Below are 25,927 nucleotides of genomic sequence, written 5' to 3' on the forward strand. Positions count from 1 at the left end.
GCTCAATACACATATTGTATTATTAATCTGATAGTCATGAGTACTTTTCGTATTAGTATTCGAGTGTACTGATTTCCCTATCACGCTCAACAGGTAACAGGATGAAACCGATGACACATCCAGAAAAGGATTTGGACGGCGAAGCCGCGCGTCGCGCGCTCGACTACTACCTCAACCCAACACCACCGCACACCAGCATCGACAGCATGCCCTGGCGGCTGCGCGACGAGGTCTCCCCCGAGCAGGCCAACGCGCACGCTTTGGCCTTGTTGCGCTGCGCAGCCGCCACGGCACAGCAAACCGGCAGCCACCAACAGGGCACGACCCGAGAGGTGCTGTTCGCACTGATGCATATGGTGAACATGGCCCGCGCGATGCTGGAGCAACGGCAAGCGCCACAGGGGCTATGAGAGACGGGAGTACGTGATGGCCGGGTAGTGAACATTGCCCGGTTGCCGGACAGAGGAAGCGCACAGGAAATTATTTTTCTGGAAGACAGAAAAATCATTTGACTTGCAAATGATAACGATTATTATTGCACTCAGCAGGTCGCGAGACCCGCTGGATAACCTGGAGCCCTCAGGTCGGGCGCTCAGATTATCTCCTCATCAGGCTAATCACGGTTTTTGACCCGGCTTTTTGCCGGGTCATTTTTTTTGGCTCTTCAGGCTAATGAAGAAGGGTTACCGCATTGAATGGCCGCGATGATAGCAAAGGTGTGTCAATTCGTGAATGCGTGTTACAGCGTTTTGCGCAAACAGCACTTGAGAATCAATCTCGTTAAGATTAAGCTGCCTGCGCATCAGGGAGGATGCCCCCTCTCCCCCTCTTCTCGCGCAAGGAGCCGTCCATGACCCGTCTGCTGCTGCCCCTCGAGCATGGCCCGCAAGTCGTCCATACGCCTACCGAAGACGCGCTGCTGCATGGCCTGAAGCGCTTGCCGCGCCGGGTTCAGCAGGTGTTTCTGCTCAGCCGCCTCGACCAGCTCGGCATCGCTGACATTGCTGCCCGTCTCGACCTGCCCCTGCTGACCGTCGAGCGCCATCTCTTCCAGGCCCTGCAAAGCGCATTACCGCGTGGCGAACCGCTGGCCAGCATTGCCGGGCAATGGTACGTACGCCTGCAAAGCCCGGAAGCGACCACTTGCGAACGCATCGACTTCCGTCGCTGGCTGGACGCCGCGCCAGAGCATCTGCAGGCCTTCGAGCAGACCGAATTGCGCTGGCGCAGCCTGCTGGCTCCAGCCCGCCAGTTGGGCCAGGATGGCGGATATCGCAATGGCCGCGCAGCACTCTCGATGGGTGGGTGTTCGATCGCCGTCGGCCTGGGCGTTGTCGCATTGATCGCCTTCGGCCTGCTCGGCTGATACGCCAGCGCTGCGCGCGAGGGTTTGTTGCGTGAGGGGCCAGCACAGACACCCCACCTGTCGTTGAGCTACAGTAGCGTCACAACAAAGCCACAGGAGTCTGGCAATGACCGTGACGCTGTCCCCACTGCAGATCGACTGCGATTTCGATTCCGGCAATATCCAGGTACTGGATGCCAATGACCCGCGCCTGGTGCGCCTGGCCATCCGTCCCGACACCAATAGCGGCCACTTCCAGTGGTTCCATTTCAAGGTGAGCGGCCTGACGCTGGGGCAGACCCACCGCTTCAGCCTCGACAACGCCCATGAGTCCTCCTACAAGAACGCTTGGGACGGCTACCACGCCGTGGCGTCGTACGACCAGCAGAACTGGTTCCGCGTCCCCAGCAGCTTCGACGGCAAAGCCCTGGCGTTCGATTTCACGGCCGAGCAGCCAGAGGCCTGGTTCGCCTACTTCGAGCCCTATCCGCGCGCACGCCACAATCAGTTGATCGAGCGCGCGCTGAAGATTCCCGGCGTCGAGTTGCTGGCCAGTGGACGTAGCGTCCAGGGCCGCGACATTCCTCTGCTGCGCGCCAGCAAAGGCGCGGGCGCAAAGCGCAAGCTGTGGCTGATCGCCCAGCAGCACCCCGGCGAGCACATGGCCGAGTGGTTCATGGAAGGCGTGATCGATTGTCTCGAAGGCAACGATGCGACGCTCCAGCGCCTGCTTGCCGAAGCTGACCTGTACCTGATTCCCAACATGAACCCTGATGGCGCCTTTCTCGGCCACCTGCGCACCAACTTCAAGGGCAAGGACCTCAACCGCGCCTGGCAGGATGCGAGCGTCGAGCTGAGCCCGGAAGTGTTCTTCGCCCAGAGCCAGATGAAACTGCACGGCGTCGATGCCTTCATCGATGTGCACGGCGACGAGGAAATACCCCATGTGTTCACCGCAGCCTGCGAAGGCAACCCCGGCTACACACCGCGCATCGCCAGGCTGGAGGAGCAGTTTCGCAGCACCCTGTGCAGCGTGACCAAGGACTTCCAGACCGTGCACGGCTACACCCGCGACCAGCCTGGCCAAGCGAACATGACGCTGGCCTGCAATGCGGTCGGGCAGACCTACGACTGCCTGTCGCTGACCTTGGAAATGCCGTTCAAGGACCACGACGACAACCCCGATGCCCGCTGCGGCTGGTCTGGCGCACGCTCCAAGGCCCTGGCAGGCGCCGTGCTGGAAACGCTGGAAAGCATGGTCAAGGACCTGCGCTGATCACCTGCACCGCGCAGGCTTGCCCGCCGGGCACCTCAGAACTGCACATCGAGAATCACGCTGTCTGTGTAGGTCGCCGCAGGCGGCGTCGCCTGGTCGGTGTAGACCTTGGCGTTGTAGTTGAACACCTGGCTGCCGGTCCCTGTGCCGGCGCCAGGGTTGACGTTGGCGTCGCTGCTCGCGCGCCGGGCCGCGCCCACCGAACCCCAGCGCACGGTGCCGGCGCTCTTGAAGATGTCGTACGCCAGGTAGTTGTTCGCCGTGGACTTCATCCGCCGACGCCCGGCCGACACATTCTGCCCATCGTCCAGACCGACCGTATAGTTGCTGCCTTTGGTACAGGCGATGTTGATGCTCTGGTTCACCGTCGCGAACCCGGCCACCACCGGCGCACTGGCGAAACTGATGTTGGGGGTGGTGATCTGGCAGTCGTTGCTGACGGTCAGTGTCACTGTCAGGGTCTGCGTGCCGCTGCCGATGTCCCGCCCCAGGCAGATATTGCCCAGACCGATGCCTGAGCAATAGTTCCAGTCCCAGAAGATCGACAGGGTCTCGGTGTAGACGCCAGCCGCAACGTTGGCACCGACCACGGTGCGCAGGTACAGCGGCACCGACTTGGGCGATGTCCCGTTGAGCAGCCCCAGGGCGTCGATGATGCCGTTGGGGGCGAAATCGAAACGCGTGCCGCGGCTGATCGGAAAGTTGGTGGTGTTGTTGGCGTAGATCGTATAGGGGATGACATCGCCCGTCGGCCCGACCAAGCCCGTGCGGGTGGAGGTGATGGTGGCGTAGAAATGGTCGTTGCTGGTCAACAGCGACAACAACGAACCGGTGCACGACAGCCCGGCATTGGTAGTCGAAGCCGGCTGCACCGTGGTGCGCACCAGCGTCGAATTGATCGTGCCGAAGGACGCCGGTACAGTGGCCCCCAGCGAACAGGCCGACCACGCCTGAGCGCAAACGGCAGACAGGCCGACCCCCAGCACAACCCTGCCCAGGGCGTTCATCGGCACACCAGTGGGCCGATCAGCGGAATCGGCCCCTCCCCTTCAGGCAAGTCGAATTCGACCTGGCACTGCCCGCCATCGGCAACGTCCACCTGCAAGCGATTGTGCGCCGAGAGGTTCTCCAGGTAGACCAGGCCATCCCAGCCCACCACGGCCTCGCCGCCGCTCTGGGTGTCCCTGACCCGACTGCCCAGCTTGAGCTCATGCTGGTTGGCATCGACCAGCACGATGCTCGCTGCCAGCACCCGCTTGAGCGGGAATTCCAACAGATAGCCACTGCCCCGACGCACCGCGACGCGTTGCTCGACCGTCGATGCCAGCACATCGGCGGGCAGCTCCATGGGGTCGATCTCGTACTTGCCGCGGTAGTAGCCGCTGCTGTAAGGCACCAATAGGCGGCCATTGCGGTCGGTGCGACCGACCACCTGGTTTTCGTAGCGCACCGGCACATCGGCGTAGCCACTGGTGCTGACCACCACGAAAGCATCATCGATACGGTTGGCGGCGAACATGCCCGAGTCCATCAGCACCAGCGAGCCGCTGGCATCGGCCCAGCGCGTCATCTCGTCGCTGCTGCCGTAGACCCCCGCCTGCAGCTGCACGGATTGCAGGCGCCAGGTGACATCGGCCTGCCGATAGGCGCCGCGATCACCACCATTGGCATAGCCAAGGTTGTACCCCACACCGCCACCCACCGGCACTGCGCGGCTGTAGTTGACCCGCTGCAGGTCTTGGCCGTCCTTGCTGCGCTCGGCGCTGAAGGCCAGGGTGCCATGGGTGTCGAACGGGACCACCAGCTGTGCCTGCACCGCCCACTGGCTGTCACCGACATCGCGGTTGGCCGACAGGTACAGGCTGCTGTTGCGCCACAACGGCTTGCTCCAGCTCAGGTTGATCAGCCGCGTGCGCGAGCCATCCCCTGCGCGTACGTCGAAATAGCCAGCACCGACGCTGCCGTAGCGATCCAGGTTCAGGCTTACGGTCGCCTGCTCGCTACGGGTGCTCAGGCGGGTGTAGGGGTTGTCGACCAACGTCAGGTCGGCGTAGTCGCCATGCCGCTCGATCCGCTGGTAATTGAAGCCGATACGCCGGCTGTTGTACTGGTAACCCAAGGCCACCTGCTGCCCGGTGTCGCCCTCGAAACGACTCTGCGCCACGGCGGCGTTGAGCACACCGAAGGTTCCCAGGCGCAGGTTGCCCCCCAGGCCACCGAGCATCATCGACTCGGCCGTTTCGGCATGGGTCTCGAGGGTGAAGTAGTCGGACACACCATGGCGCAGGCTCGCCGAGGCAACCGCCGGCCCGTAGCCGAAATCCTTCACGGCATAGTCGCGACGCAGGCTGCCGGCAGCCACCGAAAAGTCCGACAGCCCCTCGGCCAGCAAGCTGCTGGTCACGTAGAACGGCAAGGTCGTCGAGACCTGGCGCCCGAGCGCATCGGTGGTCACCACCACGGCTTCGCCAGCACCGTTGATGAACGGCACGTTGGTGAGGGTGTAGGGCCCAGGTTGCAGATCGGTGGTGCTGGTCTTGTAGCCGTTGATGAACAGGTCCAGCGAAGTGGGTACCGCCGCCTCGCCCGCAAAGGCCGGCAGCGGATAGGTGACCAGATCCGGGCGGGCGGCGAAGTCGCGGGACACCTGCAAGCCGCCGACCCGCACCGAGCTGCTCCAGGGCAAGGCGCTGGTGACCAGATCGCCTGCCTCGTAGGTCAACAGGCGCTGCTCGTCGGTGAAACGCCAGGTGGTGTCGTAGCGCAGGAAACCTTCGCGGCTCTGATTGTTAGGCGCGCCGTTGAACGATTCACGCCACTGCCCGGTGGTGGAGAAGGTGCCCCAACTGTCGAACACCCGCAGCTCGTTCCAGGCGGCAAGATAGGTGCCAGCATCATCGGTGTCGTTCAGGTACAGATCGTAGTTGAGCAAGGCACCGAAACTGCTGCGCGCATCGCTGGCCGGGTACAGGTTGCGCCCGCCGAACTGCTGGTCGGGCAGCCAGGCCGGCGGCACCTGCAGCAGCAGGCGCTGGTTTTGGCTGTCGTAGTCCACATGCAGGCCGGCGATACCCTCCAGCGCCACCTCGCCTTGAGGATCGCCCGGCACCAGGATGCCCGCCGCACGCAGCGCATCGCTGGCCACATACAGTCGCCCAGCGCGCTGCTGTACCGGCACCAGCTCAGCCTTGGGCACCTGGTTCACCAACAGATCCAGGTACAGGGAGGCATCGGCAATCGCCGTGCTCTCTGCCGGGGGTGGCGGCAGATCGCCCGCCACGCCAAACACCGGCCCGAACATCGCCAGGCCCAGCCACCACCGGCGCGCCGCTCGCCGCCAGCCACTCACACACGGTTTCCAACCATCGGCGGGTCCTCCCTGGCCCCTCCACTACCCGCATTTGCAGGTCACTGCCCTTGGCTGATGGCCTGAGCCACCTCCTGGCCATTGACCCGTCCCTTCAGCACGCTGCTTGCGCCCAGTGCGGCCGGTGCCGGCCAGCGCATGCTGGCCCCCGGCAGCACATAACCCAGCAAACCCTCGACCAGCGGTTTCTGCTGGCCCCCTTGCTGCAGCACCACATCGGTGAGGCGCGCATGCACCGGCCCGGTGTTGCGCAGCTCGACATACGGCTTGCCCTGTACCGTCACTGCACGCCAGCTCAATTGAGGCTTGCCGACACCTTCGGCGCTACGCTTGCCCTCGGGGTCGGGCTTGCCCCACAGGCCTTCGCCATACACGAACAGCGGGACCGAATAGCGCATCTGCAGGCGAATGGCTGCCTTCGGCCCTTCGGTATTGCTATCGGGCGGAGTTGGCGAGGGGATCTCGTCGATGATGATCCGGTAGGCTTGCTCCTGGCCCACCGGCGAGGTACCCGTGCGGGTCAGCCGGATCAGTTGCTTCTGACCTGGCGGAATATTGGCCACAGGGGGACTGCCGATGATCTCGCGCTGCGCCTGGAACTGCTCCTGATAATCGCCCTGACGCCAGGCGAACACCCGCACTTGCAGGCTGGCAGGCGCGCTACCGCGGTTCTCCAGCCATAGCGCGCCGGCCTTCTGGTCGGCCTCGAGCACCGGATCGATCGGCCAGATCAGCACCGACGTCGCTGCTGCCACCGGCAGGCTCGCCAGCAGCAATGCCCCGATGATGATGTTCCGCGCCGTGTTCGCCCCTGCCCCCATGCCGCTCTCCTCTGTCTTGTCGATAGCCGTGCCTGAACGTGCGGATCACCGTCACCAGGTCACTGTCACTTGCACTACATCGGTGTAGGTCCCCGCCGGCACATTGCCGGGCAACTGGATGCGGCCATACACCGGCAACTTGATCGCCGTCGGATCGCTATAGCTCACCGGCACGCTGGTACCGATGGTCAGGGCCTGGCTCAACGCCGCATCGCGAAACAGCTGGTAGGCCACCAACTGCGTGCCGCCACTGCGCTTGAGATTGCGCGTGCCGCTGGCACTGTTCTGCCCGCCATCGAGGCTCATGCTCAGTGTCACGCCCGGCGTACATTGAAAGGTCACCGTGGTGCCGCCCAGCGCGGTGCTCAGGGTGGCGGTAGACAGCGCCGACTGGGTGCCGAAATCGAGTACGCCGTAGGCGCTCACGCCGCCGACCACCAGGCAGCCTGCGGTGATCTGCGCGCTGACCTGGAAGGTACTGGTGGTCGCTGCCGTCGAGGGCAGCGTCCACACCAGCCACAGGCCCGCCAGCAGTGCGTGGGGCCAACCGCGCATGGGTCAGAAGGTCAGCTCGACCGCGACCGTGTCGGTGTACACCCCGGCCGGCAGGCCCGCCTTGCCGCGCGCCTGGCCGTACAGATTGACGGTCTGGGCGACACCCGTGCTGGTCGGCAGGGTGATGGTGCCGTCGATGGCCAGCAGTTGCGTACGACCGGTGTCGGTGTAGAAGTCGTACGGCACGAAGTTGCCAGCCCCATCGGCCAACGCGCGCGTCCCGCCGCTGGAGGCTCCGTCGTGGGCACCGGCCCGCACACGTATCGCCGGCACGGTGCCAGCCGAGCAGAGAATGCTCATGGCCCCGCCGCCGCCACCGAGCACCTGGCCATTGGCAGTGGTGAACAGAGCATCCTGGGTGCCGAAGTTCAGGCTACCGAAATTGAGTCCGGAGGTGCCGGCGCTGCCATTGACCTGACAGGCCGAGATCAACGTCAGGGTCGAGTTGATCGTCCCGGTCACGGTGGCCGCCTGGGCCTGGGCCGCCAGGGCAAGACCCAGGGCGGTGAGGATGCAGCGGATCGATGTGCTTGCCATAGGGATCTCCTTGCGTGTTACCAGTCCAGGGTTACTCGAAGGGTGTCGCGGTACAGCCCGGCCGGCAGCGCGCGCGGCTGCGCGACCACCACACCGTAGATCGGGACGGGCACCTGCTCGGTGCCTTGGATGGTGAAAGTACGGGCCTGGCCGATGCCATAGCGGCTGTTGCCACCAGGGTCGACGGCCAGTTGATAAGGGATCAGCTCACGGCCATTGCTCAGTTGGCGTACGCCGCCACCGCCATTGAGGCCTTCGTCGATGCGTACGCTGAACGCACGCACCTGAGGCGTGCAACTGATCTGCAGGCTGCCCTGCCCGCCCGCCTCGTCGACACGGGTGCGCAACGGCCCGTCCCAGGTCGGCCCCTGTGCGCCGAAGTCCATCAGTCCGGGATTGCCAAGGGTGGCCGGTTGCTGGTCGCTGCTGATCTGGCAGGCGCTGCTGATCACCAGCCGTGCCTGGATGAACCCGGTGGTGCTGCCATGCGCCGAGGTGCCGGGCAGCAACAAAGGCCCGAGGGTCAGCAGCAGCAATGAGGTACGGTTCATGTCGGCGCGTCCTTGTGCATGTGGATCCGCTCCCTACCAGGTGACCGTGACTTTGAGCAGGTCGGTATACAGACCGGCTTTCGGTACCCAGACCAGACGGTCGATGCGGGCATACAGCGGGAGTTCCACCGAGCCGCTGTCCGGCACCCGCGCCGATTGTGCGACGTCCACGGCCAGCGGCTCACGCCAGGCAGCGTCGCGATAGAGACGATAAGGGATTGGGCGCAGTTGCCGATCATTGCCGCCCAGATAACGCACCTCGCCTACCCCACCATGCTGGCCGCCATCGACCCTGACCTGATACGGCGTATCGGGATTGCATTCCAGGCGTGGCGGGCGTTGGGCAAGCAGTACGCCGCTCAGTGGCGCATCAGGACCGTCCAGGCGCGCGGCACTGCCCAGGTCGATTCGACCCAGGGCCTGCGCACCCGCGTCGCGCGGTTGGTTAACCAGCATGCAGCCTCGCTGCACCTGGACCCGCACTTCGACGAGAAAATCCGCCGCTACGGCACTACCACTCAACAACAGGCCCAACAGCGAGGCCAGCAAGCGCTCCGTCACCGAATATCCCTTCCAGTGTTCCCTGTGCTGTTCTGAGCGTAGCAGTAGGATTGGATCCTGCTAGCGCGTGGGAAATTTCTCGACCCCTCAGCCCTCGGCTAAGCTCAGCCCTCGGCTAAGCCTCGCCCTAGGGCTGAGGTGGGGAACTTATACAAATTTCAATCTCACGTAGAACCTCCCCGAGCAATAGCCCTCAAATGGCCATAACCCCGGCGAAAACGCTGACTTTCTGATACCTTGCACAGTGCACGACCTGTGCCAGACGCTTATGGCCACCGCTTGCGGCCACGACGGGAGAGCTTTTCTTGACCACCGCCCAGAACGCCTTCGATCAAGCCGTGGAACGCTGCGCCCAGGAGCCTATCCAGATTCCAGGCAGCATCCGGCCCCACGGCTTTCTGCTGGTACTCGACGAACAGGACCTGCGTATCCTGCAGGCCAGCGAGAACGCCCAGCGCTGGCTTGGCATCCCCACCCCGGCGCTGATCGGCTGCACCCTGCCCGAGCTGATGGACCAGGGTTTCGATGCCCGTCGCAAGTTCGCGCGCCTGCCCGAAGACGAAATCTTTCCCTTCCACATCGGCGACGTGAAACTGCGTGAAGGTGCGCCCTGTACCGATAATCTGCGCCTGCTGGCCCACCGCCACGACCAGGTACTGATTGCCGAGTTCGAGCCCTGTCGCCCGGCCGCCGCCCTGGGTGAGCACGACGACTACTATCCGCTGGTGCGCGCCTTCGTCAGCAGCCTGCACCAGGCCACGAGCATCGAGGAACTGCTCCAGCAGTCGGTGCTGCAGATCAAGCGCATCACCGGTTTCGGTCGGGTCAAGGCCTACCGCTTCGATACCGAGGGCAACGGCCAGGTGCTGGCCGAAGAGGCCGACCCCGGCTACCCGAGCTACCTGGGCCTGTGCTTCCCTGCCTCGGACATTCCGCGCCAGGCTCGCGAACTGTACAAGATCAACCGTATCCGCCTGATCGAAGATGCCAACTACCAGGCCTCGCCCTTGATCCCCAGCCACAACCCTCGCACCGGCAAGCCTCTGGACATGAGCTTCGCGGCCCTGCGCAGCGTCTCGCCCGTGCACCTGCAGTACATGCGCAACATGGGCACGCTGGCGTCGATGTCGGTGTCGATCATGGTCGATGGCAAGCTCTGGGGGCTGGTGTCCTGCCACCACCAACAGCCGCGCGCCCTGGATTTCCGCACCCGCGCCGCCTGCGAACTGCTGGGCAGTGTACTGTCGCTGCAGATCGAGGCCCACGAGGCACACTGCGCGACCCGCACCCTGCTCGACTTGCGCCAACGTATCGTGCACATGCTTTCGGCCATGGCCGACTACGACAGCGTCAGCGACGGGCTGCTCAGCCTGCCCGATGTGCTGCTGGATTTCGTCGGCGCCAGCGGTGCCGCAATCATCAGCGCCGAACGTTGCGACCTGATCGGCCACGCGCCGCCCGAAGCACTGGTCAATGAACTGGTGCAATGGCTGTCCAGACGCGGTGACGATGGCGTGTTCAGCAGCGACAACCTGGGCCGCGACATCCCCGAGCTGCCCGCCCTGGCCGAACACGCTGGCGGCGTGCTGGCGGTGGCCATCTCCCAGATTCATTCGCACTATTTGCTGTGGTTCCGTCCCGAGCAGGTGCGCACGGTCAACTGGGCCGGCCAACCGCTCAAGGAGGTCAGCGCCCAGGGCAACCTCAGCCCACGGCACAGCTTCGACAGCTGGCAGGAAGAGGTCAGCGGCTTCTGCGCCGCCTGGGACCCGTTGGTCATCGATGGCGTGGCTGAACTGCGCACCGCTGTGCTGGGCATCGTGCTGCGCAAGGCCGAGGAACTGGCGCAACTGAGCGGTGAACTGCAGCGCTCGAACAAAGAGCTCGAGGCCTTCTCCTACAGCGTCTCCCACGATCTGCGCGCCCCACTGCGGCACATCGCCGGCTACTCCGAACTGCTCAGCGAAGTCGAGGGCGAAGGTCTGTCCGAACGCGGCCAGCGTTTCCTCAAGCACATCGGCGAGGCCGCCCATTTCGCCGGCACACTGGTGGACAACCTGCTCAATTTCTCGCAGATGGGCCGCTCGGCCCTGCGTCTTTCGGATGTCGACCTCAATGCGCTGGTCGACAACATCCGCCTGGAATTCGCCCCGGATTACAGCGGCCGCGAGATTGTCTGGGAGATCGCGCGCTTGCCCAAGGTGATCGCCGATCCTGCCTTCATCAATCTGGTGCTGCAGAACCTGATCGCCAACGCGATCAAATACACCCGCGGGCGCGAGCCTGCACGCATCGAGATCGGTGCACACGAGCACGCAGACCGAATCGAGATCTTCGTGCGCGACAATGGCGTGGGCTTCGACATGACCTACGCCAGCAAGCTCTTCGGCGTCTTCCAGCGTCTGCACCGCATGGAAGACTTCGAAGGCACCGGCATCGGACTTGCCAGCGTGCGCCGCATCATCGAGCGGCACGATGGTGAAGTCTGGGCCGAGGGGGAGGTCGACAAGGGTGCCACCTTCCATTTCGCCCTGCCTGTCATCCGTTAACACCTGAGGTAACCGTACTCATCATGCTCAAACCGATCCTGCTGGTCGAAGACAACCCCCGGGACCTGGAGCTGACGCTCCTGGCCCTGGAACGCAGCCAGTTGGCCAACGAAGTCATTGTCCTGCGCGATGGCGCCGATGCCCTCGACTACCTGCTGCGGCGTAACGCCTACGCGACACGCGACGACGGCAATCCGGCGGTGCTGCTGCTCGACCTCAAATTGCCAAAAGTCGACGGCCTGGAAGTGCTCAAGGAGGTGCGCGCCACGCCAGAACTGCGCAGCATTCCCACCGTCATGCTGACCTCCTCGCGTGAAGAACCCGACTTGCTGCGCGCCTATGAGCTGGGAGTCAACGCGTACGTGGTCAAGCCGGTGGAGTTCAAGGAGTTCGTCGCCGCCATTTCCGAGCTCGGGGTGTTCTGGGCCGTGCTCAACGAACCACCGCCCGGCTCGCTGCGCCTGAACCGGCGTGGCAGCAACTGAAGGCGCCGACGATGCAAGCCACTTCGCTGAAACTGCTGATGGTCGAAGACAGTTCGATGGACGCCGAGCTGAGCCTGTTGCGCCTGGAGCGCAGTGGTTTTCAGGTCCAGTCGCACCTGGTGTTCGACCATGCCGGGGTGGAGCACGCGCTGCTTGAAGGCAGCTACGACCTGATTCTTTGCGACTGCGTCCTGCCCGGCTCCTCCGGCACCGATGTGCTGGCCATCGCCCAGCGCCTGGCACCGGACGTGCCCTTCATCTTCCTGTCCGGCATCTACGGTGAAGAGCACGCGGTGGAGATGATCCGCCTGGGCGCCACCGACTATGTACTGAAGAAAAACCTGCCGCTGCTGCCCAAGGCCGTGCGCCGAGCCCTGACCGAGGTGCAGGAGCGCCAGCGGCGGCGCCGTGCCGAGGAAGCGCTGGCCGATGTCGAGGCACGTGCGCGCATCGCCATCGACGCCGCCGGCATGGGCACCTGGGACTACCGCCCGCAGGAAGACCTGCTGCTGTGGGACAACCGTTGCAAGGCCCTGTTCGGTCTGCCAGCCGACGCCGAGATGAGTCTGGAGGTGTTCTACGCCGGCATTCACCCCGAAGATCGGCCCCATGTCAGCCAAGCCGTGGAACTGGCGATGCAGCCAGACAGCGACGGCCACTACCGTGCCGAATTCCGCATCGCCGCTCCCGGCAACCTGGAACCGCATTGGCTGCTGTCCACCGGGCAGGCACAGTTTGTCGATGGCCGCTGCGTGCGTTTTTCTGGTGTGCTGCAGGACATCCACCAGCAACGCCTGGCCACCCAGGCGCTCAAGCAGCTCAATGAAATGCTCGGCGAACGGGTCGAGCGCCGCACCCGCGAGCGCGACCGTGCCTGGGAGCTGTCGCAGGACCTGCTTGCGGTGCTGAACAAGGACCTGACGCCAGTGGCACTGAACCCGGCATGGGAGGCGGTACTGGGCATCAGCCGCGAACGCCTGAGCCAGACGTCGCTGCTGCACCTGTTGCCCGAAGCCGAGCAGGAGGCCTTTCTCGAAGAGCTGGCCGCCCTCGCCCATGGCCGCACCAGCGCCCGTTTCATCGGCCGTATCCAGCATGCCGGCGGGCAGCAGCGCTGGCTGTCCTGGGTGGTGGTGCCGGAAGACACGCTGTTATACGTGGTCGCCCGTGACATCAGCAGCGAGCGCGAATCGGCGCTGGGGTTGGCCGAGGCCAACCGCCGACTGCGTGACCAGATCATCGAGCGCGAACGCATCGAAGCGGCCCTGCAGCAGATGCAACGCCTGGAAGCGGTGGGCCAACTCACTGCGGGGGTGGCCCATGACTTCAATAACCTGTTGACCGTGATCCTCACCGGCACCAGCTTCGTCGAGCGCGACCTCGACAAAGGCGACCTGGCCAAGGCGCGCAGCCGCCTGAAGCATGTGCGCGAAGCCGGCGAGCGCGGGGCCAAGCTTACCTCGCAGTTACTGGCGTTCTCGCGCCGCCAGCGCCTGGAACCCGTGCCGCTGCACCTCAACCACACCCTGGCCGGCCTCGAGGAACTGCTGCGGCGCACCCTGGGCGGCAATATCTCGGTGCGCCTGGATCTGGACAGCAGCCTGTGGCAGGCCCTGACCGACCCGACCCAGACCGAGATGATCATCCTCAACCTGGCGATCAACGCCCGCGACGCCATGCCAACCGGCGGCCAGTTGACCCTGTCGACCCGCAACATACGCATCGAGGCCCTCGCCCAGCGCCCGGAAGACCCCGAGCCTGGCGAGTACGTGATGCTGTCGATCCGCGACACCGGGTGCGGCATGAGTGAAGAAGTGGTGGCTCGGGTCTTCGAACCGTTCTTCACCACCAAGGATATCGGCAAGGGCTCGGGCCTGGGCCTGGCTCAGGTGTTCGGCTTCGCCAAGCAGTCAGGCGGCGGCGTGCACATCGACACGGCACCCGGGCTCGGTACCCAGGTCAGCGTCTACCTGCCGGCGGTGAAGCAAGTCGACCTTGATGAGCCGCAGACGCTCGCAGTGCCGCAAGGTGCATCGCTCAACGGTCACGACCGAGTGGTGCTGCTGGTGGATGACGATCACCTGGTCCGCGACATGATCGGTGACGTGCTGCGCCTGCACGGCTACCAGGTACGCCAGGCCCACAGTGGCGAGCAGGCCTTGGCCTTGCTCGACGAACGCATCGATCTGCTGCTCACCGACTTCGCCATGCCCGAGTTCAATGGCGCCCAGTTGGCCCATGCTGCACGCGAGCGCTACCCTCGCCTGCCCGTGGTGTTTCTCACTGGCTACGCCGAACTGGAAGGGCTGGAGTTGCCCGGCAGCCTGGTCATGCAGAAGCCCGTGCAAGCCGAAGACCTGACCCGGGCACTGAACGATTTGCTGGGGGGAGCGGAGTAAGCCAGGATGGCGCGCCATGGGCGCGCCACCTGACGAGCAGACACAAAAAATCGCCAGGCTGACTTGCAGGCTGGACGCTTGAGAATGCTTGGAAATAATGGCAGGGGCGGCTGGATTCGAACCAACGCATGGCAGGATCAAAACCTGCTGCCTTACCGCTTGGCGACGCCCCTGTATCGAATTCGCTGACAGCTACGTGTGTTGCTGTGCTGGAATGGGCCGCACTTTACCAACATTCTTTTCGGCTGGGAACCCCCGAGTTGAAAAAAATTGCCGGAAAACAGCAAGTTAGTGTCCTCTACTCGAAGGTGATCCAACCACACCCGTTGCCTTGGGCGCCACTCGCCCTTGAAAGGGTTGGCACAGGCAACCGTCTGTCGGTTTTTTTCCGCCTCGCTTCAACGCATGCGCCTTTACCCATTCCAAGCAAGTAACCACCGCTTGCGCATCACAAGGAGGGCGCCATGCCAGTTTCACACGACCTGTATCAGGACCTGCACTACCCACGCGAAATCGTTCAACAGCGACGTCAGCAGGACAAGACACTGGATCGCCTGCTGGACGACTACATGGACCTCGACAACCAGGTGCTGGCTGCCGAGTCGATTTCAGCGGGCAACTTTGTGGACGAAGACCTGCGCCACCTCAAGGAAAAGCGCCTGGCCGTCAAGTTCATGATCGAACGGCAGCTGGAGCGCAAGGCCTGATCGGCGACCTATCGCGCCATGCGATCACTGTGGCGCACATTCTCGACTGGTCAAACGACGCAGGCTCGCGCAAGCTGCGTCTGCCCTCGTCATTCGGAGCCGTCGCCTTGTCCGCCTGGATTCAAAACCCCCTGCGCCACCTCGGCCAGCGCCTGCGTACCTGCCCCCCAATCGACACTACGCTGCTGACGCACTTCCAGGGCAAGGCCCGCGAATGCGGCTATACCCTGAGCGAAGGCCAACACCGGGTGATCGAGGCCATGGCCACGCAACTGGCCGCCCTCGAACAGGGCCAGGCACGCAGCCTGTACCTGCATGGCTCGGTCGGCCGAGGCAAGAGCTGGCTGCTCGACGGGTTCTTCCAGGCCGTGCCGACCACAGCGAAACGCCGCCTGCACTTTCATGATTTCTTCGCCCGCCTGCACGAAGGCATGCACCGCCACCGCGCCCTGGACGATGCGCTGGGGGCCACCCTGGATGCGTTGCTCGGCGATTGCCAGGTGCTGTGCTTCGACGAGTTCCACGTTCACGACATTGGCGATGCAATGCTGCTCACCCGCTTGTTCGGTGCACTGTTCGAGCGGGGTGTGTTCTTGCTGGTAACGTCCAACTACGCCCCGGAAGGGCTGCTGCCCAACCCGCTGTATCACGAGCGCTTCCTGCCGGTGATACGCCTGATCAACAGCCGCATGCAGGTGCTGGAGGTCGGCGGCGACACCGATTTTCGCAGCCTGCCGGCCAACCGCGAGCAACAGCGCTTCACCCAGGGCCACTATGTCTGGCCAGCCGATGCCACGCAGCGCCAGATCCTTGCCGTGCCCGCCGCGCAGGCACTCACGCTGGAGGTGAATCGCCGTCCGCTGCGCGCGCTGCACAGCCATGAGCGACAGGTGATGTTCGCCTTCGACGACTTGTGCGAACAGCCCACCGCGGTCATCGACTACCTGGCCCTGGCCGAACGTTTCGACCACTGGATCATCGATGGCCTGGATGATCTGTCGACCTGTTCACTGGCGGCGCAGCAGCGCTTCGTCAACCTGATCGATGTGCTGTACGACCAGGACAAATCGCTGCTGGTGCTGGGCAAGCGCAGCCTGGAGCAAAGCCTGGGCGGGGCGATCAACGACCTGATGCGCACCCGCAGCCGGCTGGGGCAACTTCAGCAGATGGGGCCTGCGGCCTGATGGGCCGCGCCTGCCGGTGACACCGCGGCCTTATCCCGCCCGCGGCAGGTCCGCCAGCACACCCTCTATCTCAGCCAGTACCGCCGGGTCATCCAGCGTGGACGGCGGCAGGTAGTCCATGCCATCGGCGATCTTGCGCAGCACCGCACGCAGGATCTTGCCCGACCGAGTCTTGGGCAGGCGCTTGACCAGACGCACTCGATTGAAACAAGCCAGCGCCCCGATGTGCTCGCGCACCTTGGCCACCAGTTCGGCCTGCAACTGTTGTTCGGCAATGCCCTGCCCGTCCTTGAGCACCACCAGCGCCAGCGGTACCTGGCCCTTGATCTCGTCGTGCACGCCGATCACCGCGCACTCGGCCACCGCGGGATGCTGCGCCACCAGGTCCTCCATCTCGCCGGTGGACAGCCGATGCCCGGAGACGTTGATCACATCATCGGTGCGCCCCATGATGTAGACGAAGCCGTCATCGTCCAGGTAGCCGCCGTCACCGGTGTGGTAATAGCCCGGATAGCTGTGCAGGTAGGCTTGCAGGTAGCGTGGGTGGTCGCCCCAGAGTGTCTGGCTGCAACCTGGCGGCAACGGCAAGGCGATCACGATGGCGCCCTGCTCGTTCGGCCCCAGTGGGCGCCCCTCATCGTCCAGCACCTGGACGTGATAGCCCGGCACCGCGCGATTGCTCGATCCCGGGCGCGCAGCGCTGCCCTCGAGCCCCACGCACGGCGCGGTGACCGGCCAGCCGGTCTCGGTCTGCCACCAATGATCGTGGACAGGTTTGCCACTGACCCGCTCCAGCCACTGGTGCGTGCTGGAGTCGAGTTTCTCGCCGGCAAGGAACAACTGACGCAGCGAACCCAGATCATGACGGCGGATCAGTTCGCCATCCGGATCTTCCTTGCGGATCGCACGCATGGCGGTCGGTGCGCAGAACAGTGCATTGACCTTGTACTGCTCGACCACCCGCCAGTACGCCGAGGCATCCGGGGTGCGAATCGGCTTGCCTTCGTAGAACACCGTGGTGCAGCCGCTCATCAGCGGCCCGTAGACGATCAGCGAATGGCCGACCACCCAGCCCACGTCGGAAATCCCCCACCACACATCGCCCGCCTGCATACCGTAGACGTGACGCATGGCGTAGCACAGCGCGACCGCATTGCCGCCATTCTCACGCACGATGCCCTTGGGTTTTCCGGTGGTGCCGGAGGTGTACATGATGTACAGCGGGTCGCCTGCGTCCAGTTCGACCGGCGCCACCGGCTCGGCATCGGCCACCGCCGCCTGCCAGTCCAGGTCGCGCCCAGGCTGCAGCTGCGCGCGGGCCTGGGGACGTTGCAGCACCAGCACATGCCCAGGCTGGTGCCGGGCCAGTTGCAGGGCGCGATCGACCAACGGCTTGTATTCGATCACCCTGTCGAACTCCAGGCCACAGGACGCGGTGAGCAGTAGGGTCGGACGCGCATCGTCGATACGTAGGGCCAATTCGTTGGCGGCAAAACCGCCGAACACCACCGAGTGCACCGCGCCGATCCGCGCGCAGGCCAGCATGGCCATGGCTGCCTGCGGCACCATGGGCATGTAGATGATCACGCCATCCCCCTTGCCCACGCCGAGCGCGCGCAGCAGGCCGGCCAGGCGCGCGACCTCGTCGCGCAGTTGAAGGTAGGTGAAGGTCAGCGCAGCGCCCGTCACAGGCGAGTCGTAGATCAGCGCCAACTGTTCACCGCGGCCTTGCTCGATCTGATGGTCCAGGGCCAGGTAACTGCTGTTCAGGCGCCCGTCAGCAAACCAGCGGTGAGTGCCGTCCGGGTTGTCCTGCAGGGTGAGCGAGGGTTTGCGGTGCCAGGCAAGCTGCTCGGCCTGGGCTTGCCAGAAGCTGGCGGGATCGGTGATGGAATGCGCGTAGCTGTGCTGATAGGTCATTGGTTCGCAACCCGGTACTTGTTGTTATTGAAGGGCGAGCCTTGAGTATGGACCGGCATTGCACCCCTGCCATCGGACTTAAGTCGCAACCCTTGTGCAGATTTGCAATGGCCTGGCGCAGCTCTAGAATGGCGGCCTTTCCAAGCCATGGGCACGCACCATGCACAGCCTCGAAGACCTCAAAGCCGGCCGACTCCAAGGCATCACCCGCCTTGACCTGTGCGAAGGCCTGACCTGCTTCCCGCCAGAGATCTTCACACTCGCAGACACACTCGAGGTACTGAATCTGACCGGCAATGCCCTCTGCGCATTGCCCGACGACCTGCACCGACTGACCCGGCTGAAAGTGCTGTTCTGCTCGGAAAACCGCTTCACCCACCTGCCCCACGGCATCGGCCGCTGCACGCGTCTGGAAACCGTGGGCTTCAAGAGCAATCGCATCAGCCAGGTCGATGCGCAGGCGCTGCCAGCCAGCCTGCGCTCGCTGGTACTGACCGACAACCTGCTCGAAACCCTGCCGCAACAGATTGGCGAGTGCACCCACCTGCAGAAGCTGATGCTCGCAGGCAACCGCCTGACCGACCTGCCCGAGAGCCTCGCCCGTTGCGAACGCCTGGAACTGCTGCGCGTCGCCAGCAATCGCCTGACGGCCCTGCCCGACTGGCTGCTGCACATGCCGCGCCTGGCGTGGCTGGCTTATGCCGACAACCCGCTGCCCCAGGCGCTGCGGGCGCCCACGGCAGAGACCGCCGCCCAGCCTATCGACTGGGCGGATCTCACACTGGGCGAAGAGCTCGGCCGTGGTGCCTCGGGGGTGATTCACCTGGCGCATTGGCGCGCACAGCAGGCACCAGTAGCGGTCAAGCTGTACAAGGGCGAGATCACCAGCGATGGCTCGCCCCTGGCAGAGATGAGCGCCTGCGTGGCAGCGGGCGACCACCCGCAACTGGTGCGGCTGCTCGGGCGCATCGACAACCATCCCCAGCGTCGTCCTGCGCTGGTGATGCAACTGATCGATCCGAGCTGGTTCAACCTTGCAGGCCCACCGAGCCTGGACAGTTGCACCCGCGATCGCTACCCCGCAGAGCGACACTTCAGCCTGGACGCTGTGCAGCACCTGCTGGCGGATGTCGCTTCGGTGGCTGCGCACCTGCATGCACGGGGCGTGAACCATGGCGACTTGTATGCCCACAACATCCTCTGTGCAGCAGCCGGTGACTGCCTGCTCGGGGACTTCGGCGCGGCGTCGTTCCACTCGCCGGCAGCAGGCGCGGCTAGCGAGGCCATCGAGCGCCTGGAGGTTCGCGCCTTCGGTATTCTCATCGACGAACTGCTGGACTGCTGCGCAGAAGACGACACCAGGCTGCGCGCCCTGGCCAAGCACTGCCAGCAAGCGAATGTGCTGCGACGCCCAGCGTTCGCCCAAGTGATCGAGGCGCTGCACAGCCATTGAGAGCACCGGGCCTTGGATCATTTACCTGCCCCAATCCGGTGCAAAGCCCCTAGAATGACGCACTGACTAACAGCCGAGCACCCAATGGACATCGATCAGGCCCGAACCTTTCTGGAAATCGTGCGCTGCGGCAGCCTGGTAGCCGCAGCCGAGCGCCTGTTCGTCTCACAGACTGCCATTTCGGCTCGGGTGCAGCGCCTGGAGCAACAACTCGGCTGTCAGCTGTTCGTGCGCAGCCGCAACGGCGCCAGCTTGACCGGCGACGGCGAGGCCTTCGTGACCTACGCCAACCAACTGGTACAGACCTGGGAAGCAGCACGCCGTGACCTGCCGCTGCCACAGGGCTGCCAGAAGATCCTGCACCTGGGGGGCGAGGTGAGCCTGGGCAATCCGCTGATGCTCGATTGGGTCAGCGCACTGCATAGGGCCCTGCCCGACCAGGCGATCCGCAGCGAAGTGAGCGACGGCGAAGCGTTGTTGCGCAAAGTGGAAATGGGCTTGCTGGATGCGGCGCTGGTCTATCAACCGACCTATGTCCCGGGGCTGCAAGTCGAACAGTTGATGGAAGAAAAACTGATCCGTATCCGCCGCGTCGACCTGCCCGAACCTTACATCTATATCGACTGGGGCGAAGCCTTCCGACGCCAGCACGATGCGGCCCTGCCCCACTGCGCGCGGCCGGCGCTGAGCTTCAACCTCGGCCCCCTGGCGCTGCAGTTCATCCTCGACCAGGGCGGCAGCGGCTATTTCCGTACCCGTGTGGTGCAGGCCTATCTGGATAGCGGCGTGCTGGAGCGCGTGCCACAGGCGCCGGAATTCACCTATCCGACGTTCCTGGTCTATGCCCGTGAACGTGACAGCGAGGCGCTGCAACAGGCGCTCGCGCTGCTGCGCCGTCAGGTGGCCGACGGCGCCAGCGACTGGTCACAACGCTGGGACCCCCTGGTCTGAGCGCAGCGTTGCAGCGTTGAGCAGGTGACGCTTGAGGCCGGCGATAAGGTCGGTCTGGGTGATCACTCCGACCAGCTGCTCGCCGTCCAGCACCGGCAAGCAATGCAAGCCGTGCTCGCTGAGCAGCGGCAGCAGACGCTCCAATGGATGCTCGCTACCCACGCTGACCACTTGGCGGCTCATGACCTGCGCCATGCGTGTCGACGGGCGACGGAACAGGCCTCGCCAACTGAAGCGCCCCCGGGCCATCGCAGGGCCAACCAGGTCGCTAAGGCTGACGATACCGACCAAACGCCCGTGTTCCAGCACCGGAAGCGTCTTCAGGTGATGGCTGGCGAGCATCTTCCAGGCCTGGTCCAGGGTCGTGTCCGGCGAGGCGAACTGTACGTCGCGGGACATCACCGCGGCCGCCGTGATCCCGCCCAGGCTGCGCTGCAGGGCGTGCTGCTCGGTGGCCAGGATGATACGTTCGAGCTCATCGCGGGTGACATCGACGAACTCCCCCAGCTCCTCCAGCGCCAGATCCAGGTCTTCTGCGCTGATGCCGACGCGTGCACCGGGCAGTGGGTCATGGGTGTGATGCGGGTCTTTGCGCGGTACGGCGCCCTTGGGATAACGCACCCCGGTCAGGCGGTTGTAGAGCACCGCCACGGCCACCAGAATCAATGCGTTGAGCAGCACTGGCTCGAGCAAATGGTCGCCCATCGCTACCAGCCCTGGGTCAGCCAGCACCACGCTGGCCGCCACACCGCCGCCCGGAGGGTGCAGGCAACGCAACCCGCACATCAGCAGCAGCGAGCCCCCCAGGGCCGCTGCGGCAACCCAGAGCTCGCTGCCCAGGCCCTGGCGCATCGCCAACCCGAGGATCCCGGCCAGGGCATAGCTGCCGAGCACCGGCCAGGGCTGCGCCAGCGGGCCGGAATGCACGGCGAACACCAGTACCGCCGAGGCGGCCAACGGGCCAAGCAGGTGCAAGGCGACGGAGGGGCCATACGCCATGCTGCATAGCCATCCGGCAAGGAACAGACCCAGCAGCGCGCCGACAGCGGCACGCAGCCATTCCCGCGGGGGAATATTCAAAGGCGCCGGTAACAGGCGCTGCAGACGGTTTTCAGGACGCGAGGCAGGCATCGAATCAAATGCAATCGTATTGGAATAGTTAAAAAGAAAGCCCAGCCGAGAGGGTCTGGGCCCTGCATTACCAAGGCAATGACAATGGGCTCCGTCCGTGGAGAGATGGAAACCGGAGGGTTTCGTGGCGGGGATTGTGCCGAACGCACCGTTTTGGGGCCAATTCAAAAAAATGCGCCTGGACTGCAATTTTTTTGCTGGATCTGCCCTTGATCGATCACTCAAGGGCCTAGAGGCGTGTCAGCGTCCCTTGCGTGGCAACTCGATGCTGACGCGCAGCCCTCCCAGCGGGCTCTCGAGCAAGGTGATCCGTCCCTCCCAGGCCTCGACGATGTCCCGCACGATGCCCAGCCCCAGGCCATGCCCGTCCACCTGCTCGTCGAGCCGCGAACCGCGCTCCAGCACCTGCTCCCGTGCCTCACCGGGAATTCCAGGCCCGTCGTCGTCGACCCAGAGCTGGTAACCCTCGGCGGTTTCCTTGATACCCAGGCGCACCTCGCTGTCAGCCCATTTGCAGGCGTTGTCCAGCAGGTTGCCCAGCAGCTCCAGCAGGTCCTCGCGGTCCCAGGGCAGCAGCAACCCCGGTGGTACATCACGCGCCAGCTGCAGCCCCTCGCCATGGATCATGCCAAGCGTGGAGAGCAGCCCAGGGAGCTCCGCATCGCAGTCGAACTGCGCGCCTGGCAAGGCATCGCCCGCCAGCCGCGCGCGGTTCAGTTCACGGGCCAGGCGTTGCTGGATCTGCTCCAGTTGCTCGCGCAGTTGCGCCTGCACCTCAGGCAGATCGCGCAGGCGCTCGCTCGACGCCAGGCTCAGTAGCACCGCCAAAGGGGTCTTCAGGGCATGGCCGAGGTTACCCAGCGCATTGCGTGAGCGACGCAAGCTGTCTTCGGTGTGCGCCAGCAGGTGGTTGACCTGGTCCACCAGCGGTTGCAGTTCGCTGGGCACTTGGGCATCGAGTTGGGAGCGCTGCCCCTGTTGCAACTGGGCGATCTGCTGACGGGCGCGCTCCAACGGACGTAACGAGCGGGTCACGGTGATGCGCTGCAGGACCAGGATCAACAGCAGCGCCAGCACACCCATGCCCAGGCCGATCTGCTGCAAGCGCCTGAAACCCTCGCGTACGGGTGAATAATCCTGAGCGACGCTGATCGAGATATCCTGCCCCAGGCGCCGGTAATCTCCGCGATAGGCCAATAGTTGCTGGCCTTCCGGGCCCAGCTCATGGCCATCCTCCAGCCCCGGGCGCGCGAGCTTGGGCATGTCCAGGTCCCATAGCGAACGGGAGCGCCAGGTGCCCTGCTCGAAATCGATGCGAAAGTAATAGCCTGAAAACGGCCGTTGGTAGGCCGCCGAGATACGCCGCTCGTCCAGTTGCAGGCCGTTGGGGCCACGGACCAGCGCCACCAGCAGGTTCTCGCTCTCCTTGCGCAACCCGGCTTCGAGATAGCGCTGCAACCCGGCCTCGAACAACCACAGGGTCACCTGCGCCACCGCCACGCCGACCACCACCAGCACGGCCACCAGGCCGAGGCTCAGGCGTGCCTGGATCGACTTCACCCGTTGCTGCTCCCGGCGTAGACATAGCCCTGGCCGCGACGGGTCTCGATCACGCTGCGCCCCAGCTTGCGCCGCAGGTGATTGACGTGCACCTCGAGCACGTTGGAGTCACGCTCGGTTTCCCCGTCGTAGAGATGCTCGGCCAAGTGGCTTTTGGACAGGACCTGCTGCGGGTGCAGCATGAAATAGCGCAGCAGGCGAAACTCGGCGGCGGTCAGTTGCACATCCACACCCTCGCGCACGACGCACTGGCGGCCTTCGTCCAGGTGCAGGCCCGCCGCTTCCAGGCGCGGCTGGTTGGCCAGGCCACGGGCACGGCGCAGCAGGGCCTGGATGCGCAGTTGCAGTTCTTCGGGGTGGAAGGGTTTGGTGAGGTAGTCGTCGGCTCCGGCCTTCAGCCCTTCGATGCGTTCGGCCCAGGAGCCGCGGGCGGTGAGGATGAGCACGGGGATGGCCAGCGCAGCGGCACGCCACTGCGTCAGTACCTCCAACCCCGGCAAACCGGGCAGGCCGAGGTCAAGGATGATCAGGTCATAGGGCTCGCTCTGCCCCTGGTAGACCGCGTCACGACCGTCGGCCAGCCAGTCCACGGCATAGCCCTGACGTTGCAGGCTGGCGAGCAATTCGTCGGCCAGAGGCACATTGTCCTCGACAAGCAACAGGCGCATTCAGTCGTCTTCCTCGTCCTTGATCAACGCGCCGGTACGGGCGTCGTACTTGATTTCACGCACCACACCGGCCGGGGTCAGCAGTTCGACCTCGTACTCGTAACGGCCGTGTTTCTCTTCCAGCTCGGCCTCCAGCAAGCGCGCCCCGGGGTAGCGCCCCAGGGCTGCGTCGAGCAGTTGCTCAAGCGGGAGGATGATGCCCTGCTGTCGCAGTTCCAGGGCTTCGTCCTGGTCCAGGTCGCGGGCGGTCGCCGGCGAGCAGGCGACCCATAATGCCAGTGCCAGACAGGGCACCGCTCGCGGCAGGGTGTTCATCAGTTGTCTCGTTCGTCCTTCAGCACTTCACCGGTCTTGGCGTCCAGGGCCACGTCCCATTCGACGTTCTGCGCATCGCGCAGTTCGACCTTGTAGACATAGCGGCCGTATTCGTCTTCGAGCTCGGAGTCGGTCACGGTCGAGCCGGGATGCTTGGCCACGGCAGCGGCCTTGAGCTCATCCAGCGACTTGATGGTCTTAGCATTCACCAGTTTGACCACTTCGTCGGGCTGCACGTCCTTGGCGAAGGCGGCAGTGGCACCGAAGGTCAGGGCAGCGGCGGTGAACAGGGCAGTCAACGTTTTCATAGGGTCTCTCCATCGAGGTGCGTATGTTGTCTACGGGGTTAAGATTAACCACCGGTCCTTAACTCAACCTGAAAACAGCTGGCGACATGATAGCGCCGTTCGCAGCCTCCGAGCGCCCGTCGAACCCCATTTGCCTATAATGCGTCCTTGCCCTTCAAGAGACAGCCATGAGCGCCATCCATATCAAGTATCCCGCCCTGACCTTCAAGGCCGGCCGACGCGCCCTGGCGCAGATCCGCGAGCGCGGCCTGCGGGCTGTCGATGTCGGGGTGCTGCCGGGGGCGGCCGGCGGCCCCAAGCCGCTGGGTATACAAGGCCTGGACCTGGCATTGTTCGGCCAGTTGCTGCCGTCGGCACCGCGGCAGCGCTCGCTGATCGGCGCCTCGATCGGCTCCTGGCGCTTTGCCAGCGCCTGCCTGGACGACCCCGTGGCCGGCCTGCGGCGCCTGGGCGAACTGTACACCGAGCAGGATTTCGCCAAGGGCGTGACCCCTGCGCAGATCAGCCAGAGCTGCCAGCGCATGCTCGACGATCTGCTACAGGGTCGTGATGGCCAGATCCTGACCAATCCGAACTATCGCCTGAATATCCTGGTGGTGAAGAGCCATGGCCAGCTTGCCCATGATCACCCCGCGCGGCTGGGCATGGGCCTGTCTTCGGTGATTGCCAGCAACCTGCTCGGGCGTTCGCGCCTGGCCCGTCACTTCGAGCGCATCATCCTGCATGATGGCCGTAGCGCACCACCGCTGGACGCACTGACCGACTTCCCCTCACGCTGCCTGCCCCTGGACCTGGGCAACCTGCGCCAGGCGCTGCTCGCGTCGGGCTCGATCCCGATGGTGATGGAGGGCGTGCGCGATATTCCCGGCGCAGGCAACGGCACCTACCGTGACGGCGGCCTGCTGGACTACCACCTCGACCTGCCCTATCGAGGCGACGACCTGGTGCTCTATCCGCACTTCACCGACAAGGTCGTGCCCGGCTGGTTCGACAAGGCCCTGCCCTGGCGTCGCGGCGATGCCACACGCCTGCACAATGTGCTGCTGATGACGCCATCGCCGCAGTACCTGGCCGCCCTGCCCTATGGCAAGCTGCCGGACCGCAACGACTTCAAGCGTTTCATGGGGGATGCGCCGACACGCAAGCGCTACTGGTACAAGTCTATCGCCGAAAGCCAGCGCCTGGGCGACGAGCTGCTGGAACTGGTCGCCACCGGGCGGCTGCACGAACGGTTGCAAGCCTTGTAGCAAGCATGCTGGTAGACTGCGCGCATTCTTGATTCAC

Annotated in this window: 24 protein-coding genes and 1 tRNA gene; 11 read left to right on the forward strand and 14 right to left on the reverse strand. The window is 64.5% G+C overall.

Features of this window, described 5'->3' with window-relative positions:
• The first annotated feature begins 101 nt into the window (after positions 1-101).
• The 3 genes from VA602_RS22615 to VA602_RS22625 all read left to right on the forward strand — a co-directional run bounded on the left by VA602_RS22615 (position 102) and on the right by VA602_RS22625 (position 2,621).
• Positions 102-410: a DUF6124 family protein gene (locus VA602_RS22615; RefSeq protein ID WP_323454412.1), complete on the forward strand. Its 309-nt coding sequence runs from the start codon at positions 102-104 to the stop codon at positions 408-410.
• Positions 411-850: 440 nt separating this feature from the next.
• Positions 851-1,366 (forward strand): DUF4880 domain-containing protein, encoded by a 516-nt coding sequence (locus VA602_RS22620; RefSeq protein ID WP_200603253.1) that lies wholly within the window; start codon positions 851-853, stop codon positions 1,364-1,366.
• A gap of 106 nt (positions 1,367-1,472) precedes the next feature.
• A complete protein-coding gene (locus VA602_RS22625; protein WP_323454413.1) occupies positions 1,473-2,621 on the forward strand; it encodes a M14 family metallopeptidase in 1,149 nt (382 codons plus the stop codon).
• Between the two features lie 35 nt (positions 2,622-2,656).
• Here the strand turns inward: VA602_RS22625 and VA602_RS22630 are convergent, their stop codons facing one another.
• The 7 genes from VA602_RS22630 to VA602_RS22660 form a co-directional block, all read right to left on the reverse strand.
• Entirely contained in the window at positions 2,657-3,628 is a 972-nt protein-coding gene (locus tag VA602_RS22630; RefSeq protein WP_323454414.1) for a Csu type fimbrial protein, read from the reverse strand.
• Entirely contained in the window at positions 3,625-5,922 is a 2,298-nt protein-coding gene (locus tag VA602_RS22635; RefSeq protein ID WP_323454521.1) for a fimbria/pilus outer membrane usher protein, read from the reverse strand. Before VA602_RS22635 ends, VA602_RS22630 begins: the two co-directional genes overlap by 4 nt.
• 107 nt (positions 5,923-6,029) lie before the next feature.
• The gene (locus tag VA602_RS22640; protein WP_054894733.1) at positions 6,030-6,809 is read right to left on the reverse strand and encodes a fimbrial biogenesis chaperone; all 780 of its coding nucleotides are present in this window, start codon (positions 6,807-6,809) and stop codon (positions 6,030-6,032) included.
• A gap of 51 nt (positions 6,810-6,860) precedes the next feature.
• A complete protein-coding gene (locus tag VA602_RS22645; RefSeq protein ID WP_054894732.1) occupies positions 6,861-7,364 on the reverse strand; it encodes a Csu type fimbrial protein in 504 nt (167 codons plus the stop codon).
• A gap of 3 nt (positions 7,365-7,367) precedes the next feature.
• On the reverse strand, positions 7,368-7,901 hold the full coding sequence (locus VA602_RS22650) for a Csu type fimbrial protein (RefSeq protein WP_054894731.1): 534 nt from the start codon (positions 7,899-7,901) through the stop codon (positions 7,368-7,370).
• Positions 7,902-7,918: 17 nt separating this feature from the next.
• Positions 7,919-8,452, reverse strand: coding sequence for a Csu type fimbrial protein (locus VA602_RS22655; protein ID WP_063544175.1), 534 nt, complete (start codon positions 8,450-8,452; stop codon positions 7,919-7,921).
• A gap of 33 nt (positions 8,453-8,485) precedes the next feature.
• Positions 8,486-9,013 carry a Csu type fimbrial protein gene (locus VA602_RS22660; protein ID WP_323454415.1) on the reverse strand — a complete coding sequence of 176 codons (528 nt, stop codon included), beginning with the start codon at positions 9,011-9,013 and terminating at the stop codon, positions 8,486-8,488.
• Between the two features lie 305 nt (positions 9,014-9,318).
• Between VA602_RS22660 and VA602_RS22665 the strand changes: the two genes are divergently transcribed.
• From VA602_RS22665 to VA602_RS22675, 3 genes are read left to right on the forward strand one after another with little or no spacing between them, the layout of a single operon-like run.
• Entirely contained in the window at positions 9,319-11,562 is a 2,244-nt protein-coding gene (locus tag VA602_RS22665) for an ATP-binding protein (RefSeq protein WP_323454416.1), read from the forward strand.
• 23 nt (positions 11,563-11,585) lie between these two features.
• Positions 11,586-12,047: a response regulator gene (locus VA602_RS22670; RefSeq protein WP_054894727.1), complete on the forward strand. Its 462-nt coding sequence runs from the start codon at positions 11,586-11,588 to the stop codon at positions 12,045-12,047.
• A gap of 11 nt (positions 12,048-12,058) precedes the next feature.
• On the forward strand, positions 12,059-14,446 hold the full coding sequence (locus VA602_RS22675; protein ID WP_125930317.1) for a response regulator: 2,388 nt from the start codon (positions 12,059-12,061) through the stop codon (positions 14,444-14,446).
• Between the two features lie 98 nt (positions 14,447-14,544).
• Here VA602_RS22675 and VA602_RS22680 read toward each other — a convergent pair.
• A tRNA-Gln gene (locus VA602_RS22680) sits at positions 14,545-14,619 on the reverse strand.
• Between the two features lie 291 nt (positions 14,620-14,910).
• On the opposite strand from VA602_RS22680, the gene VA602_RS22685 reads away from it, so the two are divergent.
• Complete coding sequence (locus VA602_RS22685; protein ID WP_054894725.1) at positions 14,911-15,153, forward strand: hypothetical protein; 243 nt, start codon at positions 14,911-14,913, stop codon at positions 15,151-15,153.
• Positions 15,154-15,260: 107 nt separating this feature from the next.
• Complete coding sequence (zapE, locus tag VA602_RS22690) at positions 15,261-16,337, forward strand: cell division protein ZapE (RefSeq protein WP_323454417.1); 1,077 nt, start codon at positions 15,261-15,263, stop codon at positions 16,335-16,337.
• A gap of 30 nt (positions 16,338-16,367) precedes the next feature.
• Here zapE and VA602_RS22695 read toward each other — a convergent pair whose 3' ends face one another.
• Complete coding sequence (locus VA602_RS22695; protein WP_323454418.1) at positions 16,368-18,257, reverse strand: propionyl-CoA synthetase; 1,890 nt, start codon at positions 18,255-18,257, stop codon at positions 16,368-16,370.
• 160 nt (positions 18,258-18,417) lie between these two features.
• Here VA602_RS22695 and VA602_RS22700 point away from each other — a divergent pair, with 160 nt between their 5' ends.
• Both VA602_RS22700 and VA602_RS22705 read left to right on the forward strand, forming a co-directional pair.
• The gene (locus VA602_RS22700) at positions 18,418-19,710 is read left to right on the forward strand and encodes a leucine-rich repeat-containing protein kinase family protein (RefSeq protein WP_323454419.1); all 1,293 of its coding nucleotides are present in this window, start codon (positions 18,418-18,420) and stop codon (positions 19,708-19,710) included.
• A gap of 84 nt (positions 19,711-19,794) precedes the next feature.
• Positions 19,795-20,661 (forward strand): LysR family transcriptional regulator, encoded by an 867-nt coding sequence (locus tag VA602_RS22705; protein WP_323454420.1) that lies wholly within the window; start codon positions 19,795-19,797, stop codon positions 20,659-20,661.
• On the opposite strand, the gene VA602_RS22710 is transcribed toward VA602_RS22705, so the two are convergent.
• From VA602_RS22710 to VA602_RS22730, 5 genes are all read right to left on the reverse strand, one after another.
• Complete coding sequence (locus VA602_RS22710) at positions 20,635-21,792, reverse strand: HPP family protein (protein ID WP_323454421.1); 1,158 nt, start codon at positions 21,790-21,792, stop codon at positions 20,635-20,637. The genes VA602_RS22705 and VA602_RS22710 overlap by 27 nt on opposite strands.
• A gap of 240 nt (positions 21,793-22,032) precedes the next feature.
• Positions 22,033-23,352, reverse strand: coding sequence for a sensor histidine kinase (locus tag VA602_RS22715; protein ID WP_323454422.1), 1,320 nt, complete (start codon positions 23,350-23,352; stop codon positions 22,033-22,035).
• The gene (locus VA602_RS22720) at positions 23,349-24,020 is read right to left on the reverse strand and encodes a response regulator transcription factor (protein WP_323454423.1); all 672 of its coding nucleotides are present in this window, start codon (positions 24,018-24,020) and stop codon (positions 23,349-23,351) included. The genes VA602_RS22715 and VA602_RS22720 overlap by 4 nt, the downstream gene beginning before the upstream one ends.
• Complete coding sequence (locus VA602_RS22725) at positions 24,021-24,335, reverse strand: PepSY domain-containing protein (protein ID WP_323454424.1); 315 nt, start codon at positions 24,333-24,335, stop codon at positions 24,021-24,023.
• The gene (locus tag VA602_RS22730; protein ID WP_054894716.1) at positions 24,335-24,643 is read right to left on the reverse strand and encodes a PepSY domain-containing protein; all 309 of its coding nucleotides are present in this window, start codon (positions 24,641-24,643) and stop codon (positions 24,335-24,337) included. Before VA602_RS22730 ends, VA602_RS22725 begins: the two co-directional genes overlap by 1 nt.
• Positions 24,644-24,810: 167 nt before the next feature.
• Between VA602_RS22730 and VA602_RS22735 the strand changes: the two genes are divergently transcribed.
• Positions 24,811-25,890 carry a patatin-like phospholipase domain-containing protein gene (locus VA602_RS22735; RefSeq protein WP_323454425.1) on the forward strand — a complete coding sequence of 360 codons (1,080 nt, stop codon included), beginning with the start codon at positions 24,811-24,813 and terminating at the stop codon, positions 25,888-25,890.
• The last annotated feature ends 37 nt before the right edge of the window (positions 25,891-25,927 follow it).

Origin of the sequence: Pseudomonas machongensis, from assembly GCF_034961125.1 — a bacterium.
GTDB classification, from domain to species: domain Bacteria; phylum Pseudomonadota; class Gammaproteobacteria; order Pseudomonadales; family Pseudomonadaceae; genus Aquipseudomonas; species Aquipseudomonas machongensis.

What these genes read in the sequence shown, in the direction of transcription:
- VA602_RS22615 (WP_323454412.1), top strand. Translation starts at nt 102, where the DNA reads ATGAAACCGATGACACATCCAGAAAAGGATTTGGACGGCGAAGCCGCG.
- VA602_RS22620 (WP_200603253.1), top strand. Translation starts at nt 851, where the DNA reads ATGACCCGTCTGCTGCTGCCCCTCGAGCATGGCCCGCAAGTCGTCCAT.
- VA602_RS22625 (WP_323454413.1), top strand. Translation starts at nt 1,473, where the DNA reads ATGACCGTGACGCTGTCCCCACTGCAGATCGACTGCGATTTCGATTCC.
- VA602_RS22630 (WP_323454414.1), bottom strand. Translation starts at nt 3,628, where the DNA reads ATGAACGCCCTGGGCAGGGTTGTGCTGGGGGTCGGCCTGTCTGCCGTT.
- VA602_RS22635 (WP_323454521.1), bottom strand. Translation starts at nt 5,922, where the DNA reads ATGTTCGGGCCGGTGTTTGGCGTGGCGGGCGATCTGCCGCCACCCCCG.
- VA602_RS22640 (WP_054894733.1), bottom strand. Translation starts at nt 6,809, where the DNA reads ATGGGGGCAGGGGCGAACACGGCGCGGAACATCATCATCGGGGCATTG.
- VA602_RS22645 (WP_054894732.1), bottom strand. Translation starts at nt 7,364, where the DNA reads ATGCGCGGTTGGCCCCACGCACTGCTGGCGGGCCTGTGGCTGGTGTGG.
- VA602_RS22650 (WP_054894731.1), bottom strand. Translation starts at nt 7,901, where the DNA reads ATGGCAAGCACATCGATCCGCTGCATCCTCACCGCCCTGGGTCTTGCC.
- VA602_RS22655 (WP_063544175.1), bottom strand. Translation starts at nt 8,452, where the DNA reads ATGAACCGTACCTCATTGCTGCTGCTGACCCTCGGGCCTTTGTTGCTG.
- VA602_RS22670 (WP_054894727.1), top strand. Translation starts at nt 11,586, where the DNA reads ATGCTCAAACCGATCCTGCTGGTCGAAGACAACCCCCGGGACCTGGAG.
- VA602_RS22675 (WP_125930317.1), top strand. Translation starts at nt 12,059, where the DNA reads ATGCAAGCCACTTCGCTGAAACTGCTGATGGTCGAAGACAGTTCGATG.
- VA602_RS22685 (WP_054894725.1), top strand. Translation starts at nt 14,911, where the DNA reads ATGCCAGTTTCACACGACCTGTATCAGGACCTGCACTACCCACGCGAA.
- VA602_RS22695 (WP_323454418.1), bottom strand. Translation starts at nt 18,257, where the DNA reads ATGACCTATCAGCACAGCTACGCGCATTCCATCACCGATCCCGCCAGC.
- VA602_RS22700 (WP_323454419.1), top strand. Translation starts at nt 18,418, where the DNA reads ATGCACAGCCTCGAAGACCTCAAAGCCGGCCGACTCCAAGGCATCACC.
- VA602_RS22705 (WP_323454420.1), top strand. Translation starts at nt 19,795, where the DNA reads ATGGACATCGATCAGGCCCGAACCTTTCTGGAAATCGTGCGCTGCGGC.
- VA602_RS22710 (WP_323454421.1), bottom strand. Translation starts at nt 21,792, where the DNA reads ATGCCTGCCTCGCGTCCTGAAAACCGTCTGCAGCGCCTGTTACCGGCG.
- VA602_RS22720 (WP_323454423.1), bottom strand. Translation starts at nt 24,020, where the DNA reads ATGCGCCTGTTGCTTGTCGAGGACAATGTGCCTCTGGCCGACGAATTG.
- VA602_RS22725 (WP_323454424.1), bottom strand. Translation starts at nt 24,335, where the DNA reads ATGAACACCCTGCCGCGAGCGGTGCCCTGTCTGGCACTGGCATTATGG.
- VA602_RS22730 (WP_054894716.1), bottom strand. Translation starts at nt 24,643, where the DNA reads ATGAAAACGTTGACTGCCCTGTTCACCGCCGCTGCCCTGACCTTCGGT.
- VA602_RS22735 (WP_323454425.1), top strand. Translation starts at nt 24,811, where the DNA reads ATGAGCGCCATCCATATCAAGTATCCCGCCCTGACCTTCAAGGCCGGC.